The 18524-nt window shown below is 35.5% G+C and carries 12 protein-coding genes; 9 read left to right on the plus strand and 3 right to left on the minus strand.

Features of this window, described 5'->3' with window-relative positions:
- The first annotated feature begins 3 nt into the window (after positions 1-3).
- A complete protein-coding gene (locus BN997_RS00845) occupies positions 4-3114 on the plus strand; it encodes a type I restriction endonuclease subunit R (protein WP_042528802.1) in 3111 nt (1036 codons plus the stop codon).
- A gap of 494 nt (positions 3115-3608) precedes the next feature.
- Here the strand turns inward: BN997_RS00845 and BN997_RS00855 are convergent, their stop codons facing one another.
- Positions 3609-6506 (minus strand): DEAD/DEAH box helicase, encoded by a 2898-nt coding sequence (locus BN997_RS00855; RefSeq protein ID WP_042528806.1) that lies wholly within the window; start codon positions 6504-6506, stop codon positions 3609-3611.
- Between the two features lie 28 nt (positions 6507-6534).
- Entirely contained in the window at positions 6535-6927 is a 393-nt protein-coding gene (locus tag BN997_RS23405) for a (deoxy)nucleoside triphosphate pyrophosphohydrolase (protein ID WP_042528809.1), read from the minus strand.
- A gap of 332 nt (positions 6928-7259) precedes the next feature.
- Here BN997_RS23405 and BN997_RS00865 point away from each other — a divergent pair, with 332 nt between their 5' ends.
- From BN997_RS00865 to BN997_RS00885, 5 genes are read left to right on the plus strand one after another with little or no spacing between them, the layout of a single operon-like run.
- Positions 7260-9197, plus strand: a complete 1938-nt coding sequence (locus BN997_RS00865; RefSeq protein WP_042528811.1) for a BglG family transcription antiterminator — start codon at positions 7260-7262, stop codon at positions 9195-9197.
- Positions 9188-9634: a PTS sugar transporter subunit IIA gene (locus tag BN997_RS00870; protein WP_042528812.1), complete on the plus strand. Its 447-nt coding sequence runs from the start codon at positions 9188-9190 to the stop codon at positions 9632-9634. Before BN997_RS00865 ends, BN997_RS00870 begins: the two co-directional genes overlap by 10 nt.
- Positions 9635-9649: 15 nt before the next feature.
- On the plus strand, positions 9650-9970 hold the full coding sequence (locus tag BN997_RS00875; protein WP_042528813.1) for a PTS fructose transporter subunit IIB: 321 nt from the start codon (positions 9650-9652) through the stop codon (positions 9968-9970).
- A gap of 17 nt (positions 9971-9987) precedes the next feature.
- Positions 9988-11103 carry a PTS fructose transporter subunit IIC gene (locus tag BN997_RS00880; protein WP_042528815.1) on the plus strand — a complete coding sequence of 372 codons (1116 nt, stop codon included), beginning with the start codon at positions 9988-9990 and terminating at the stop codon, positions 11101-11103.
- Positions 11103-13727, plus strand: a complete 2625-nt coding sequence (locus BN997_RS00885) for a glycoside hydrolase family 38 N-terminal domain-containing protein (RefSeq protein ID WP_042528817.1) — start codon at positions 11103-11105, stop codon at positions 13725-13727. The genes BN997_RS00880 and BN997_RS00885 overlap by 1 nt, the downstream gene beginning before the upstream one ends.
- Positions 13728-13854: 127 nt before the next feature.
- Here the strand turns inward: BN997_RS00885 and BN997_RS00890 are convergent, their stop codons facing one another.
- Positions 13855-14463, minus strand: a complete 609-nt coding sequence (locus BN997_RS00890) for a helix-turn-helix domain-containing protein (protein ID WP_042528819.1) — start codon at positions 14461-14463, stop codon at positions 13855-13857.
- A gap of 739 nt (positions 14464-15202) precedes the next feature.
- Between BN997_RS00890 and BN997_RS00895 the strand changes: the two genes are divergently transcribed.
- The 3 genes from BN997_RS00895 to BN997_RS00905 all read left to right on the plus strand — a co-directional run bounded on the left by BN997_RS00895 (position 15203) and on the right by BN997_RS00905 (position 18519).
- Positions 15203-16897 (plus strand): methyl-accepting chemotaxis protein, encoded by a 1695-nt coding sequence (locus BN997_RS00895; RefSeq protein ID WP_042528821.1) that lies wholly within the window; start codon positions 15203-15205, stop codon positions 16895-16897.
- A gap of 265 nt (positions 16898-17162) precedes the next feature.
- Entirely contained in the window at positions 17163-18044 is an 882-nt protein-coding gene (locus BN997_RS00900; RefSeq protein WP_042528823.1) for a LysR family transcriptional regulator, read from the plus strand.
- A 106-nt stretch (positions 18045-18150) separates the two neighbouring features.
- Entirely contained in the window at positions 18151-18519 is a 369-nt protein-coding gene (locus BN997_RS00905; protein ID WP_042528825.1) for a CidA/LrgA family protein, read from the plus strand.
- Positions 18520-18524: the final 5 nt, after the last annotated feature.

Genomic DNA, 18524 nt, shown 5'->3' on the forward strand with positions numbered 1-18524 from the left:
TCCATGTTTAAATACAATGAATCTGAATTGGAAGTTGGAACGCTTGAATGGTTAGAAGGGTTAGGTTATGAAATTGTGGAAGGTCCTGATATTGCTCCGGAGGGTATTTCTCCAGAGCGTGGGAGCTATCAGGATGTCGTGTTAATTGATCGTTTACGGGATGCTTTACAAAGGATTAATCCGACACTAGATAAAACAATTATTGAAGAAGCATTTCAAAAGATAATTGCAAATGCTTCTCCTAATCTCATATTAAATAATAAGCAATTCCACCAGCTGGTAACAGACGGCATTGAAATTCAAAGACAAGGAAAAGATGGTTATAATCCTACAGTTTCTGTCTCCGTATTTGATTTTGATACACCGCAAAATAATGATTTTATGGCAGTTAATCAATTTACAACTATAGAAGGACAGGCGAATAGACGTCCAGATATTATTGTTTTTCTGAATGGTTTACCAGTTGTAGTGATGGAATTAAAAAATGCGACGAATGAAGATGTGAATATTTCAGATGCTTATAATCAGCTGCAAACGTATAAGCAGACTATCCCTACATTATTTCGGTATAATGCTTTTTTAATTGCAAGTGATGGTGTTAATGCTAGGGTGGGTTCGCTTACAGCTAATGAGGATCGCTTTATGAAATGGAGAACAGCTGATGGAGAAACTTTGGCTAGTCCAGCAGAGCCGCAGTTAGAAGTAATGATTTATGGAATGCTTCAACCTAAGCGTTTATTAGATATTATTCAATATTTTATCTTATTCCAAACAGATGGTGTAGATATATTTAAAATTTTAGCTGCATACCATCAATATTACGCGGTTAATAAAGCTGTCGAAAAGGCAAAGGTTGCTACTGCTGAAGGTGGAAGTCATAAAATTGGTGTTATATGGCATACGCAAGGATCAGGAAAAAGCTTATCAATGGTATTTTATGCTGGTAAATTGATTAAGGTAATGAATAATCCAACTTTGGTGGTTTTAACAGACCGTAATGATTTAGATGATCAACTTTATGGAACATTTTCTATGTCGAAGGAGATTTTACGTCAAACTCCAAATCAAGCAGATTCACGTGATGCCCTACGTGAATTATTAAGTGTAGAATCTGGTGGTATTATCTTTACAACATTACAAAAATTTGCACCTAATGAATATACTGGAGAGATGCCTTGCTTAACAGATCGTACAAACGTTATTGTAATGGCAGACGAAGCACATCGTTCACAATATGGATTTGGAGCTTCCATGTCACAGCAGGTGGATCGTGAAGGTAAAATGAAATACGGCTTTGCAAAATATGTGCGTGATGCACTACCTAATGCTTCCTTTATTGGTTTTACAGGAACGCCTGTAGAAGCAACAGACCGAAATACACCAGCTGTTTTTGGTGAGTATATCGATGTTTATGATATGTCACAAGCTGTCGAAGACGAGGCAACTGTTAAAATATTTTATGAATCAAGGGTCATTCCTCTTGATTTGCCAGAAGATTTAAGCCTCGATAAGGATTATGAAGAAATTACGGAAGATCAAGAGCAGTCTGTGAAAGAAAAATTGAAATCGAAATGGTCACGTTTAGAAGCTGTAGCAGGATCGCACTCACGTGTAGGAAAGATGGCGCAAGATATTGTGCAACATTACGAGGAACGACAAAAAGCAATGTTTGGAAAATCTATGATTGTTGTAATGTCACGCCGTATTGCAATTGAACTGTATAAAGAAATCATTACATTACGTCCAGAATGGCATTCAGAGGATGATGGCAAAGGGATTATCAAAATTGTAATGACTGGTTCATCAAGTGATCCAGCTGATTGGCAGCAGTTTATTGGCAATAAAAAACGAAGAGAATTTTTAGCACGCCGTATGAAGGATAATGAAGATCCATTAAAAATTGTCATTGTCCGTGATATGTGGTTAACAGGATTTGATGTACCAGCAATGGATACGATGTATATTGATAAACCGATGAAAGGGCATAACTTGATGCAGGCAATTGCACGTGTCAATCGTGTGTTTAAAGATAAACCAGGTGGTCTAGTTGTCGATTATATCGGAATTGCGGATGATTTAAAACAAGCATTAAAGCAATATACAGATAATGATCGAAAAACTGCTGGTGTAGATACAGCACTTGCTGTTGATGTGATGTTGGAAAAATACCAATTAATTAGAGAAATGTTACATGGTCATGACTACTCTGATTTTAGAAATGAAAGATCTTCTCAACGTATTAAGGCAATTGTTAATACAATGGACTATATAATGGGGCTTGGAGAAAATGAAAAGAAACGTTTCTTGAATACTGTGACAGAATTATCAAAAGCATATGCTTTATGCGCAACAATACCAGATGCTGAAGAACTAAATGAAGAAATAGGTTTTTTCAAAGCAGTAAAAGCAAGTATTGTAAAAACAATCAGCGATGGTAGCAAAAAGAAAACAGTAACACAAATGGATGCACAAATTAATCAATTAATTTCAGAATCTGTGATTTCCGAGGATATTGTGGATGTTTACAAAGAATTAGGTCTAGAGAATCCAGATATATCTATATTATCAGACCAATTTTTAGAGGATGTACGAAAAATTCCACAAAAAAACCTAGCAGTAGAATTATTGAATCGATTATTAAATGGTAAAGTAAAAAATGTTCAACGTAGTAACCTTGTTCAAGCTCGAAAATTTTCGGAAATGCTTACTAATTCATTAAATAAGTATAATAAACGAACTATTGAAACATCCAAAGTTATTGAAGAGTTGATTCAATTGGCTAGAGAAATGGATTCTGCATATAAAAATGGTGAAGAAACAGGAATGATTAAAGAGGAAGTAGCGTTCTATGATGCACTTTCTTCACATGAAACAGCAGAACAAGTATTAGGCGATGATACATTAAAAATGATTGCACATGAATTAACACAATCTATTAAAAATAATATGAGTATTGATTGGAATTTACGTGAATCGGCACGAGCTAAAATGCGTGTTACTGTCAAACGATTGTTAAAAAAATATGGTTATCCGCCAGATTTACAGAAGCAAGCAGTTGAAATTGTTATAGAGCAGGCTGAATTAATGTCGGAGCAGTTGACAAGGGAGATGTAGGCGGAAATAAGGGCATTTGTAAAAGAGATTTTACATACCTTTATTTATTAACTCAACTTTCGGAGCGACCGAGTATAGGTTGTGTAATCTAACAGGTGGAAATCCTGTTTGATAAGGATCTAACCAAGCCATCAATAGCGAGTCTTGGACTCCATCAAGTAATTGGTGGACAGTTAGGTAGTAGGCCTGAAAGTGTCGAAAGACTGGAAAACGAAACTCTCTGATATAATTAACTTGTGCCACTGCTAACATCTCCTAATATCCTCCTGTCAAACGTTGTTGGTCCAACGAGGAGTTTAAAGTTATTTGGTGGAGTTGGCAAGTGGCTCATTTAATTTATGTATGGTCCGTAGGACCATACATAAATTAAATGCCAGTCCCTACATTGTTAGTTAGCCATAAACATTTTTCCAAATATCAATACGAAAATCCTTTTATGGCTAATTTTAAAATCTAATTCTTTTAACTAATCATTTTCTCCCTGCTTATACCTGTTATTCCTCCCCCGAAGTAATATACCGATACAAATCATAATCCACAGATTCATTCAAAATCATATTCATATGAACAACAGGAATTTCTTTATTATTTTTATCTAGCATATTATCCTGCTCTACAGTTTGTTGATTAGGCAAGGCTTGTCCAAGGTAATAGAAGTCGCTTCCTTCATCATCATCCTTCTTGATAAAGAGATGAATATCTATCCCTTTCGTTTCAGCATGAATGATTTTTTGAACCTCTTCTGATTTCAAGGTTCTGTTACTTCGAGTATACCATTTGAAAACATTTGGACTGATTAATTCATCTCCATAATCCACACTAGATTCTACTTCATTGTCTTTATGGTAGGTAACAAAAATTGGGCAAGTTTGATGCTTTGGTTTGTACCCATACATGGTAGAGCTTTCATCTTTATTCCAATTTAAAAGCTTACATGCGTCTTTTCTCGTGTATTTTTCTTTTAAAGTAAATAAGCTGTTTGATTTATATTTTTTACTTCGTTCCATTCCAGTTATGACCATATCGTATACTAGTTTTTTATAGTATTCATTTGACTCTAAATTTTGATGTACTTCTTTATTAAAAGTATACTCGTTATCTACTGAAAGAGTGATGATTGGTTTTTCTCCATACTTTTTAAGGTCTGCTTGTGTAAAGAAGGATAGATTCATTACTTTTTCTACAGATGCAAGGATGCTTTCATTGACCAGGCAATTGTTATCCTCTAATATGCTTATATATTCTTGCTTATTCACTTTTCCTTGCTGTAAAAGTAGCTGTAATAATAAAAGTTCATGTTGTCTCTTACCATCTAACAGCTCTTTAGAAAGCATGGTTAATACACGTTGATCATAATCACTAAGAGCAGGAACTTTTTCTTTCATTTTTACAAGAAAAGCATAATAAGTATTATATTTTCCAATAATAACTGTTGGATCGATAGAATGATTATGAATAAAATCTTCTAGATAAGGGATACGTCCTAATCGATTTTTCAGCTCAATATAAGCATCTCTTAATACTTTTTGAGTAGTTAAGTTACTGGAACTAATGGATTTAAAGATTTGTTTTCTTGCAATTTCTTCAAAATTAATACTGGATACGCCTTTGATATAGTTTGTTTCCGCAGTACGCCGACGAATATTATCCTTATTTTGTGATTTGTCACCAGATAGGGCAACTGGGATAAGATAATTATTTTTATAATTTCCTATAAAATCAATAATTGTCACAAATTCTTTAGATGGATGTTTACGTAGTCCTCTGCCTAGTTGTTGTATGAAAATAATACTTGATTGTGTTTGTCTTAGCATTACAACCTGATTGATGCTAGGTATATCAATACCCTCGTTAAAAATATCAACTGTAATTATGTAATCAAGGGTCCCATTTTCTAAACGCTCTACTTGATGTAGCCGGAAATCTTGAGAATCTGCCCCTGTTAAAGGCACTGTACGAAATCCTCTGTTATTCAGAACCTCAGATAGCTCTTTTGCTTCCTCTTTTCTACTACAAAATATTAAACCCTTTACGCAATCACCGGAATAGCTATAGTAATCGATTTTTTCAAGAATATGATTAACACGCTCTTCTGTAATTAAATTAGATACAATGGTCGTATCGTCTACTAATTTTCCATCGTATTCTATGTCTGTTACGCCAAAATAATGAAAGGGACAAAGCATATCTTCTTCTAAGGCTTCTTGAAGACGGATCTCATAAGCGATATTGTAGTTGAACAGCTCATAGATATTGAAATCATCGGTTCTTTCGGGAGTTGCTGTCATACCTAAAAGAAACTTTGGTTTAAAATAATCAATCACACGCTGATAAGAACTAGCACCAGCTTTATGTACTTCATCAATAAGAATATAATCAAATAATTCCGGATCAAATGTATTTAATGTCTCTTGTTTCGATATAGTTTGGATTGTCGTAAAGAGATACTTTGCATCTGTTTCTTTACTTGATCCAGATAATATCCCAAAATCATTATCTAACCCTCCTAAGATACGTTGAAAGTCAGATTTAGCCTTACGTAGGATTTGTTCGCGATGAACAATAAATAACATTCGCTTTGGAGCAACGCTACGGACATCAAATGCGGAAAGATATGTTTTTCCTGTTCCTGTTGCCGAAATTACTAAACCTTTATCATGTCCCTCTTGTCTTAGTGCTTCTATTTGTTCTAGAGCATTCTGCTGCATTTTATTGGGAGTAATCGTTAAAGCTTCTTCTAAGGGGTTTGTTTCATAAATTTCCGGTAGTTCGATGACCTTGGTTGCAGCTTGTAAATCAACTGGTTGATAGCTTTGTTCATAGGCCATAATCCATTCTTCAGTCAATATAACAGCATCCGCCCAGACATCTTCAAATTGTTCTTTAAAATGTCGAATGACCGATCCGTTTTCATGAGAAGTTAAGTGCACATTCCACTCATAATTTTCTTTTAAAGCTTGTGCAGTTAAATTAGAGCTTCCTACAATTAATGAATAGTAGCTATTATGATCAAATATATATCCTTTTGAATGAAAACCCTTTAAATTTGTTAATCTAACCTCTACATTTGTAATTTTTAATAACTCTTTAAAGGCGTTGGGATGATTAAACTGTAAAAAAGTTGATGTTAATATTCGGCCTTTTATCCCTTTTCTTTTTAAGTCGTATAAGTGGGATTTAAGAGTAGCTAACCCACTTTCAGTAATAAAAGCTACAGAAAATATAAACGACTCACATTTATCTAATTCTTCAAGTAGTGGAAATAAGACAGTTTCATTACGCTGTAGGTTATTTACTAATAATCTTGGTTTATAGCTATCTCTTTTTTCGCTATTTTGATTAATAAAACCTTTATATAAAGAATCCTTTAAGTCTTGGAGAAAATGATCCATATTTTCCTTCCTTCCCTTGAAATTTGCTTTACATGTTTTCTAGCTTTTCAATAGTTGGAATATCTGCTGGAGCCCAATCTAATGATGAAAGTTCATACTTAAAAAGCCATTTAATACTATGATGTTCTGTTAAAATGGGGCTTCCCTTTTGTAAGGTACAATAAAAAGTTGTTAAATGAACGATTCCAAAGTCATACTCATATACGGTATGATCGATTTTTTTTCCAACTGCAATATCACATTCCATTTCCTCCTGAATTTCACGCTTTAGCGCTTGCTGAGGTGTTTCGCCAGATTCTATTTTCCCACCTGGAAACTCCCATTTATAGGACAGATTTTTTGATTCGCCACGTTGCGCACATAAAATTTTATCGTCTTTTATAATTACTGCGCCAACAACATGTATATTTTTTTTATTCACTTTATTCACTCCTAGTTGTCGTCTATTATGTATTATTATACCAGATTGGTTATTATGGGTGAAACAAGCATTATTAAGACTAGAATGGTGACGATTGATAGCAATTCCTTTAGAATTCGTCTGTTTATCCGTATTCAGAATCTCTATGGATAAGATAGCCAGTAGAAAAAAATGATCTATCGATTCAATTCGTAAAAGGGCACTATATATTAAATAAAAAACATTACATATCACCCACAACCCACCTTTTACATGAATCATTCATGTAAAAGAAAGGGTTTTCGCAAATTGGCTTTACTAATAGGATATAAGTATAGAGGGAGCGAATCACAATGGATTTGAGTATAAGGGAGCAAGAAATAATAAAATATTTGCTTGTAGAAGAAAAAACGACAGTGACTCAAATTGCAAGGTATATGGGATTATCTAATAAAACCATTACCCAATCTTTAAATAACATTGAATCTTTATTCAAAGGAAGTGACGTTGAACTTATTCGTAAGGCGAATGTTGGTGTGTTTTTAAGAGGGGATAGAGAGAAAATTTATTCAATGATTAATCAGAAAGCTAACGTAAATAGGCTTCAAACGCGTGAGGAGAGAATTCAATTTCTTTGTTTCAACATTTTACAAAAAACGGATTACTTTACACTTCAAGACTTAATGGATATTACATTCGTTAGTAAATCGACCATGGAAAAAGATTTACAAGAAGTAACGAACGTATTCCAGTTGTTTAATGTCACTATTGACCGTATCCCAGGCAGGGGTTCTTTTCTAAATTTAATGGAGCAGGAAAGAAGAAAGCTGGCCTTGGATTTAATTCTTTATTTTTGGGGTCAGAACTGGCATATCGTAAAGCGTGAGGAATATTTAATTCATTTGTTAGAGAGCATCCCTGATTTTGTAAGCGATTTTTTTAATAAAGATAGTTTGATTCAGTTAAATAAGGTTTTACAAGAATTTGTAGAGCGTACCAATTTTGTATTTAGCGATTTTGGATATCAATCGTTATTATTGCATTTACTCATTGCAATTGAGCGGATAAAAGAAGGTAAGAATCTCAAAGAGCCTGTACAAGAAGAATTATCAGAGGAATTTCAGGAAGAAGCCAGACTATTAATTCAGCTGATAGAAGCTAGCTTTCAAGTTACTTTATCACAGAATGAACTGTATTATATCCGGATTCACTTGGAGTCCAATAATAACCGATTAAAGAAGAAAGATGCTGTGTTCTATCAGTCGGAAACAGGAATAGAGGATACGGTGCTGACTGTTATTCGTGATTTCCTTCCATCCTATGATCAAAAGCTTCTGGATGGAATAGTAAGTCATCTGAAAATGGCTGTTAATCGATTATTGTTTCATTTGCCAATCAAACATCCGTTTTTAGATGATGTGAAGAAGCATTTTCCTATTTCCTTTGAAGAAGCAATTTATATTAAAGACAGACTCGAAAAAGCCTTTCAGATTTCAGTTCCTGACGATGAAGTTGCTTTTTTAGCGGTGCATATTCAGGCATATAAAGAACGGATAGAAGAGTTATCTGAAGACAAGTTAAAGGTGTTGATTGTGTGTAACAGTGGAAAAGGAACGTCACAGCTATTGGCGGCAAGAATGAGGAAAAATTTCTCTCAATTAGAGGTTTCCAGGATTTTATCTGTACAACAGCTATTTCACACGGAAGTAATAGAAGACTTGATTTTAAGTACGGTGAACCTAGAAATTGAAAATAGAAAGGTATTAGTAATTTCACCATTGCTAGACATTCATGATCAAGCAAGGATCCAAGAGGAAATTCATGAAAAACAGAAATCAAATGATAAGCAAGAGGAAGCATTCGCAAAGTTAATATCGTCAAATACACTGTTTTTAGATAAGGATTTACGCTCGGTGGATGATGTTCTCACCTATCTCGTTGATGAATTAGCTCAAAGGGATATCGTACAACCAGAGATAATAGAATCAGTGAAAAACAGAGAAAATTTATCTTTCACATCGTTTGGAAGGTTTGCAACACCTCATGGGGACCCTAAATATGTGAACCAATCGAAAATAGCCTTTTTACGTTTAGCTAATCCAATCAATTGGGGCACAACACAAGTGAAATTTGTATTTTTTATTTGTATCAAGGATGAATCACCTCAACAGCTGGAGCAAATATATGATGCTTTATTAGAAATTATTGATCATCCCGTTCAACAGAAATTGACTAAGGGCGATTATCAACAAGTATGGACATATTTGAAAGGAAGAAAAAGATGGATGTAGCGACAATTTTAAATGTACAGCAAGTAGAAATAGATATGGAAGCTCAAACACAGGAGGAAGTAATTAGAAAGTTAAGTGAGAAAATTAATGAAAAACAAGTTTTAACAAATAAAGATGCATACATCGGTTCCGTTTTAGAAAGAGAATCACAATCGACTACAGGGGTCGGAGGGGGCATTGCTATTCCTCACGGTAAATCAAAGGGAGTGTTGGAAGCAGCTATTGCTGTGGGAAAATTAAAAACTCCGGTAGAATGGAAATCTTTAGATGATCAACCTGTTTCTGTTGTTATTATGTTCGCTATTCCGGAGAAAGACAGGAAGGATACACATTTAAAATTACTATCGCAGATCTCAATGAAATTAATGGACGATGATGTGGTAGAGGAATTAAAAAAGGAAACGGATAAACAAAAAATCGTAAATATATTAAGTTAATTGGAGGAATTGATTATGAAGAGAAAAATTATCGCAGTAACAGCGTGTGCTACAGGTGTTGCACATACATATATGGCAGCAAAAGCGTTAAAAAAAGCAGCAAAATCTATGGGGCATTTACTAAAAGTAGAAACCCAAGGAGCAACAGGGATTGAAAATGAACTGACCGAAAAGGATGTCAATATTGGTGAAGTAGTCATTTTTGCAGTAGATACAAAAGTAAGAGATAAAGAACGTTTTGATCACAAGAGAATTTTACATGTACCTGTGGCAGCACCAATCAAAGATGCTGAGAAAGTCATTAGTGATGCTCTTGCACTAGTGGACAATCAGTAAAGAAAGAGGGGATAGAGATGAGAAATGTTGCAAGAGACATAAAAAATCATGTATTGACCGGGATATCATATATGATACCTTTAGTTATTGCAGGAGCAGTTATTATGGCTATTTCACGTGTTGGAGGTTCTATGTTTGGAATCCAAGACATCTGGGATGAATCTTATGCTGAAAGCGGAAATGTTATCATCCGCCTTTTACATGATATTGATGGGTTTGGTGGTATTGCATTAGATTTAATGTTTCCAGTTATCGCTGCTTTTATAGCATATTCTATATCCGATAAATTAGGTATTGCAGCAGGGTTAGTTGGTGGGATGCTGGTAAAGGATATTGAGGCAGGTTTCCTGGGAGCTTTAGCAGCTGGTTTGATCGCTGGATATGTATGTTTATGGATTAAAAATAATGTGCGGCTACCGAAATCTATGTCTTCGATTGTTCCTGTCTTTTTAGTTCCGGTTTTCGGCACCTTGATAACATTATTAGCTATTCAATATATTATCGGTGTGCCTTTTGCCTCCTTAAATACGGGGTTAGAGAACTGGCTAAATGGTTTGAGCGGCGGGAATCAAATTATTATGGCGGCAATTGTTGGAGCAATGGTAGGTTTTGACCTTGGCGGGCCGGTAAATAAAGCAGCTGTTACGACGGCAATGGCATTATTAACAAGTGGTATTTATGGTCCGAATACGGCTGCACAGGTTGCCATTATTATTCCGCCAATTGGATTGGGTCTGGCAACCTTTATAGCAAAGCGAAAATATAATAGAGAGTTAAGAGAAGCCGGTAAATCTTCTGTTGTCATGGGGCTTGTCGGTGTGAGTGAAGGAGCTATTCCCTTTGCAGTGGAGAGCCCTATAAAGGTCATATCGTGCACGGTAATTGGCTCTGCTATTGGCTCATCCATGGCTATTGGTCTGGGAGCAGTTAACCAAGCTCCAATTAGCGGGTTCTATGGTTGGTTTACGGTAGATAAATGGCCAGTCTATATTTTATCAATTGCTGTAGGTTCTCTGTTTGTAGCGATTGCTACGGTACTATTGCGTAAAGAACCGGAATTAGCTGAAGCAAATCAATTAGAGGATGAGGATGATTTTGATGAAGAAGAATGGGAAAAAGAGTGGGAAAGCTAATGACAAATGTACACATTGTTAATCATACACATTGGGATAGAGAATGGTATTTTACGTCGATGGATGCTTTAGTTTTGAGCGATCAATTATTTTCAGATGCTATTGATGAATTATTAAGTAATCCGCAGGCCAGCTTTGTTTTGGATGGTCAGCTTTCTATACTTGATGAATACGTTGAATTATATCCAGAAAGATTAACAGATATTAAACGATTGATTGAGCAAAAACAATTATTCATTGGTCCATGGTATACGCAGACAGATGCTTTTTTTACTTCTGGTGAATCGATATTACGCAATGCAATGATTGGTGTTTTTGAAAGTAAGAAGTATGGAGATTATATGCCAATTGGCTATTTACCGGATACTTTTGGGTTTAATGCACAAATTCCGGTCATCTTGAAGGAAGCTGGTTTAGATAATGTGGTTTTATGGAGAGGTGTTCATTTAGGCAAGCACGTTCAATCACCTTATTTTAAATGGCGTGGATTAGGTAATCATCAAGAAATTTATGCTTTGAATCTGCCTCAGGGTTATGGAACAGGAATGCTTCTTGAACCAACCACTGAGTACGTAGACGGACGTTTAGATCCTGCAGTTGATTTTATCAAAAAGTTTACTGACACAGAAGATATACTAATTCCCTCAGGTAATGACCAGCTTGCGATTATTACAAATTTTAATGGGAAGGTGAAAAGCATCAACCAATTAGGAAGATATCATTATCAAGTCAGCAGTTATCAGGATTTTTTGGAAAAGATAAAACAAAAAGACTTAGAAACGTATGTTGGAGAATTCCGTTCTCCTGTGCTGGCACGAGTTCATAAAACAATTGGCAGTGTTCGAATGGATATCAAGCAATCAATCTATCAATTAGAACAGAAGCTAATAAAAAGAATAGAGCCAATATTGGTAATTGCCAATCAGTTAGGTATTCGTTTTAGTAATCGTTTATTATTAAAAGCATGGAAAAAGCTGCTCGAATCACAAGCGCATGATAGCTTGGCCGGCTGTGTTTCTGATTCTGTTGCTGAAGATATTCGGCATCGATTAAAGGAAGCCAATGAAATTAGCGATAGTATGGAAAACACAATTATGAAACAAATGGCAGAAGCTTTAAAACTAAAAAATGAAGACATTCTTCTATTGAATACGGAGCCTCATAAGTTCCGGGGTTATAAAACCATTCAAGTACTAACAAAAAGGAAAGATATTCATTTTTATGATAGAGATTTTACTATTGAGAAAGTAGATTATGTAGACAGCAGAGAGAATATACTTGAAGAGACACCAGCGGGTAATCGATATATTACTGAACCTGGATATTATATTCTGACTATACGCTTAGCGTGTGAATTACCAGGTTTAGGATACCGTGTGTTATCTTTTGGTTATTCTGAGTATTCGGCACAAGAATTGGTAAGAACAGAAATAAAAGAAATAGCTAATTCACATATGACGCTCTCCTTTAAAGAAAATGAGTTGGTGTTGGAGAGGAATGAAGCTATAATCACGGATTTTATCTCTATTTATGATGAAGGCAATGCCGGCGATACGTATGATTATTCTCCAATTTATGGAGACGAGTCTATTAGACTTGATTACAAAAATGCAGAGGTATACAAAGCAGATGGTATGCAGCAAATGAAAGTCTTTGGAGAAATACAGCTGCCTCATAATATGGAGGATAGATTAGCTGGAGCAAAAACCGTCAAATTTCCGTTTCTTATCACTTTCACACTTGCTGAAGATGATTGTATCCGAGGAAACTTGAATTTTATAAATACGGTATTGAATCATAGAATGAGATTAAAGATAAATACAGGTAGCCGGATTCGTAAAGCAACTGCTGCGTTACCATTTGGCTATATACGTAGAACAAATCAAAGCCAAAAAGGTTGGGAAAATACCTATTCTGAAAAACCTGTAAATGTAGAGCCATTTGATGGCATCGTTTCCGTTGAAACCGTAAATAATACCATTACGTTTCATACAAAGGATACAAAAGAATATGAATACAAAGAAAATGATTTATATATTACTTTATTTGCAACCACAGATAGCTTAGGTAAGCCAGATTTAGCTTATCGACCTGGCAGAGCTTCAGGGGATACTACAAAAAGAGGGCATATAATGATGGAAACCCCATCAGCCCAACTATTAAATAAGAATATGCAATATAATTTTGCAATTAATATAGGGAATGAAGCCTTCTCGGAAGAGGCTGTTACTGAATGGAGGCGTTATGAAGAATCTCCGTCGATTTATTATCAATTACAGGACTTTAATTACTTTATTAATCGAATTGATAATAAAATTCAACCAAAGAGGCAGGAGCTTACATTGACGGAGACTAGATTTAGTCTGCTGGAAATAGATAATCAGTATTTTGTAAGCAGCTGTTATAATTCTTACTATTACCCTGAGAAGTTTATAATCCGATTGGAAAATCCGACTTATCAATCTGTGGCAATAAACGAATTGATGGATAAATTTAAAGATAGCAATATATCGAACGTAACGCCAATAAATGCAATGGAAGAGACTGTCGATGCTTCTGAGGAAATAAAACCGTATTCAGTCGTTTCATTTTTAGTAGAATTAAAAGAAAAGAAAAAACGATAATTAGTGAACACTCATGTTTCCAGCCCAGACAGATTAGCTTGTTCTCCCTGTCTGGGCTGGAGATTTTTATATGAATATTATGCGATGAGTAATGCTTATCCTGAAAATAGCGTTTAGGTTCCATATTTTAACTATCCTTACCGCGCCATATAGCAAACTGTGCTTTACAATCATCCTTTTGTTTACTTGATAGTTTTCGCCAAAGATCAAATTCAAAAATATGATGCATATAGATGCTGTGAACTCCTCCACTTGAAAGCAACGCGTCCATCATCCTTTTTTTAATATCTAATTGAGTTAAATAACAAAAAAACGCTAAGCAGTAACCAGCTTCCTCTAAATTGTGGATATTACAACGTCCTTTTGTATGTGGATCGAATAGTTTACTTTCCTTCGTGGCCCGACTGATGGCTTCGTGATTAATTTCGTTTTCTTTTCCGTTGTATTCTATTGAGTAATAGTCAATTCGTTGATAACCTTCTAAATCCCCTCTATATACTAAAAGATTGTCATAATCCGTTCCTAATATTTTTGAAAGTATTATTAAATCAACTTTGTCAGGCAGAGACTTTCCACAATAATAATTAGAAATTGTTTTTTCATCTCTTTTTAATAATTTTGCTAATTCTGATTGTGATAAGCCTGCTTTCCGAGCTAAGAATTTTATTCTGTGTCCAGTTGCATTTGCCTCAATTTCATCTAAATATGTCGAGTCTTCGATTTCATAACTAGTCAAATTAATTTGTCTCCTTAAAAATAGTTATCAATAGTATAGCTATTTTTAATTAGTTTAGGAAGTGGAAAAATTCTTTCGGGTGCTCGTATTAACTTTATTTCATAAGTGTGGCATCATCCTTTTACAATGCTAAGGTAAGCTATTGTATGTTATTTCATAGAAAATAGGGAATAGGAAAAGAAGTATTATCATTTATTTTAGATGCTATAATGGAGATGGTATATAGGGATAATGAATTTGTATTCTATCAATTATACGAAATTAGAACCTATATATATTCTTAACTTAGGAAAGTACCTAAGTTTCATGCCAGAACTATCTGGGACGAGATGAATAACAGATGCATTTAACTCCACGAATTTTATAGATTAAAATAATGGTTTTTATTATAAGAATTTTGCTTTAAACCAAATTATTGTGAGCATCATGAGAAAACGGTTTAGTATTTATATCTGTATATTTATTCCAAAATTTATCAACTTCTCCCTTTAAAAATCCCCTGAAAAGCCGATATAAAAAAAGGCACTATCACCTCTATCGGTTAACGTACAGCCATAGTCCCCACGCTATAAACGTATAAAACCGCACATCTTCGCACGAGACATATTATTAGGTTCTGACACAGCAATTTTAAACGTAAAATTGCTATTACCCTTCAGAAAAATAAATAGAATCTCCAGTGTACAGCTTGAAGATAACTGCGTAGTGTTCCATTTTTTATATAAAGAAGGAGAAAACAATGGAAAAGATATTTAATTTCAAAAGCATCAAAAGCAAAGTAATAGCTGCATTTTCGGTGGTTATTTTATTAGTGATTATATTAGGTATATATAATTATACAGCTATTAAACAGGTCAATCAGGATACGACCAATATAATTGAAAACGATCTTCAGCAATTAATTGCAAACAAGGGCATGGAAACAACAATGGCCAACCTGATATCAACAGCCCGTGGTTATATATTAAGCGGAGACAGTACGATGAAGGACCGCTTTGAAGAATATACGGAACAAGGAACCGAATTTGAAGAATTAGCAAGAAGTGTCGGTGTTACGGCAGAATTTGATGATTTGATTAACGAAACCGTCGAGTGGCGAACAGCAATTGCTGAAGATGTGTTTGCGGTATATGAAAGCGGCGATCAAGATACAGCCATAGAGAATCTCAATGAATTGACTCCAATCGTCCGTGAAATTATGACTGGATATGAGGAACTGGCAGCGAATTCGGAAGAAGAGATAAATCAGCACGGGGAAGGGATTATTGATAATGGAGAGCAAACATTAACCATTGTTATTATTGCTTCGATTTTGATTGTTATTCTCAGCATTGCATCAGCAATTATTACGGCAGGAGTCATTACAAAGCCGATTAAAACAGTAATGGAGCGAATGAAGCTTATTGCAGGTGGAGATTTAAGTCAGGAAGACCTACAAACCGATTCCAGAGATGAAGTTGGACAGCTGGTTAACGCCGCCAACGAAATGGCAAACAACACACGTGACTTACTCACACAAATAAATGCTGTTTCCGAAACAGTTACCAATCAAAGTGAGGAATTAACGCAGGCGGCAAATGAAGTGAAATCTGGTTCGGATCAGGTGGCCATCACGATGCAGGAATTGGCAGCAGGTTCCGAAACACAGGCGAATAGTGCTAGTGACTTAGCGTCAATCATGGGTACCTTTTCTGCTAAAGTACAAGAAGTCAATGTTAATGGCGAACGCGTTCAAGAGTATTCAAATGAAGTGCTGGGAATGACAAATAAAGGCAGCGAGGCAATGGCAGCTACCACAGATCAAATGTCTAAAATTGACCGGATTGTTCAAGGAACTGTTGCAAAGGTAGAAGGGCTGGATGAACAGTCCCAACAAATATCAAATCTTGTTTCCATGATCAAAGATATTGCAGATCAGACGAATCTCCTTGCATTAAATGCAGCGATTGAAGCAGCAAGAGCAGGTGAGCATGGAAAAGGCTTTGCTGTTGTGGCTGATGAGGTTAAGAAGCTAGCGGAACAAGTGGCTGTTTCAGTTACAGATATTACAAATATCGTAATGAATATTCAGAGTGAAACAAGTGCTGTCGTCGAATCCTTAAAAGGTGGTTATACAGAAGTAGAGATGGGAACCAACCAAATCACGACGACTGGAAAAACCTTTAATGAAATCAACGAATCCATATCAAAAATGGCAGAAAATATTAATCTGGTATCTGGTAATTTAGCTGATATTGCTGCGAATACCCAGGAAATGAATGACTCAATTGGAGAAATAGCGTCTATTTCCGAAGAAGCAGCTGCAGGTGTTGAGCAGACCTCTGCTTCTACGCAACAAACAAGCGGTGCAATGGATGAGGTAGCGGGAAGTTCCGAGCAATTATCCCAGCTTGCTGAGGAATTAAATGGATTGGTAAGGCGATTTAAGCTTTAAGTGATTGATTTGTAAGTATATCATTCACCTGAATGAGAAAATAAAATTTGTAGAGAAGCTGCTTATAAAGCTGATAAGCAGCTTCTCATTAAAGGAATTACGGGGGAGTTAAGAGAGGCTTCTTCCCGTGATTCCTTTTTATATTGTGATCTAGCGTCTTATAAAATTTCCCAAGTCAGTTAGTTATTAACCTGGTTCCGTATAATAGTATGGATTCCTTAAAAAATGATATATTAATTATAGCTAAAACAAAGAGGTGAACCCCATGGAACTAAAACAACTACTCTACTTCAAAGAAATAGCAAACCAAAAAAGCATCACCAAAGCCGCCGAACAAATCCATATCTCTCAGCCGGCCCTAAGCAAGTCCATCAAATCCCTAGAAGAAGAACTAGGAACCCCGCTAATCATCCGGACAAATAAAACAATGGACTTAACCGACGCAGGCAAAACGGTATTGGAATACACACAAAAAATAACGAGCTTAGTGGATGAAATGAAATTAACAGTAAGTGATTTAACAAATTTATCAGTAGGAGAGCTGAATATCGGTCTTCCACCATTTATCGGGAGCCTATTTTTCCCGGAAGTGATGAAGAATTTTCATCGCAGCTATCCGAATATCAAATTAGATATTACCGAATATGGCGGTGCCAGGGTTGTTAAAAGTGTGGAGGAGGGAGAGTTTGAGCTTGGTGTGGCGGTGCTTCCTTTAGATGAGCGCATTTTTAATGTTTATCCGATTGTGAAAGAGAAAATGAAGCTGATTGTTCAAAAGGATCATCCGCTGGCTTCCTATTCGAAAGTGAATGTAAAGGATTTAAGGGATGAAGAATTTATTTTTTATCATGAAGATTTTGCTTTAAATCAAATTATCCGCAATCATTTCTTTACAATAGCGGGCTTTGAACCGAAAATTTTATTTAAGAGCATGCAATGGGATTTGATGTCGGAACTCGTTGCCGCTGATTTAGGAGTAACGATATTACCGGAGTCTATCTGTAATCGTCTGTTTACGAAGGATATTCAAATTATTGACCTGGAACCGACGATTATGTGGAAGCTTGCGGTTATCACGAGGAAAGGGAAGTATATTTCCAATGCAGGAAGGAAGTTTATTGATTTTATTCTAACGGATCCATTATAACTTTGATTCATGAAAATGATAATTAATATGTATTTTACGAATGGATTGGAGGGGCGTAATATAGATAGCAGATGTTTTATATTACGTATAGAAGAAGGGAAAGCCTGTGAAAGTCTTAAAGGTTATTTTACAAATTTGTTTTTTACATGTCTTTCTGCTCCTGGGAGCAGTGTTAAAATATTTCATTCCATTGCCTATTCCAGCGTCAATGTTTGGCTTATTTCTTTTGTTCGCAGCATTGTGCTGTGGTGTTATCAAGCTAGAGTGGGTCGATCAAGGTGCGAAATGGTTAATGGCAGAGCTGCTGCTGTTCTTTATTCCTTCTGCTGTGGGAATCATCAATTATGAAGAGATTTTCAGCATACAAGGGTTAGAGATTGTTGGCTTGATTGTCCTTAGTACGATAATTGTTATGGGTCTGACTGCCTGGACGGCAGAAAAAGTATCTGCTGCGAAAAAGGGGGAATCGCATTGATTATT

This window comes from Oceanobacillus oncorhynchi (assembly GCF_000821065.1).
GTDB lineage: Bacteria > Bacillota > Bacilli > Bacillales > Amphibacillaceae > Oceanobacillus > Oceanobacillus oncorhynchi.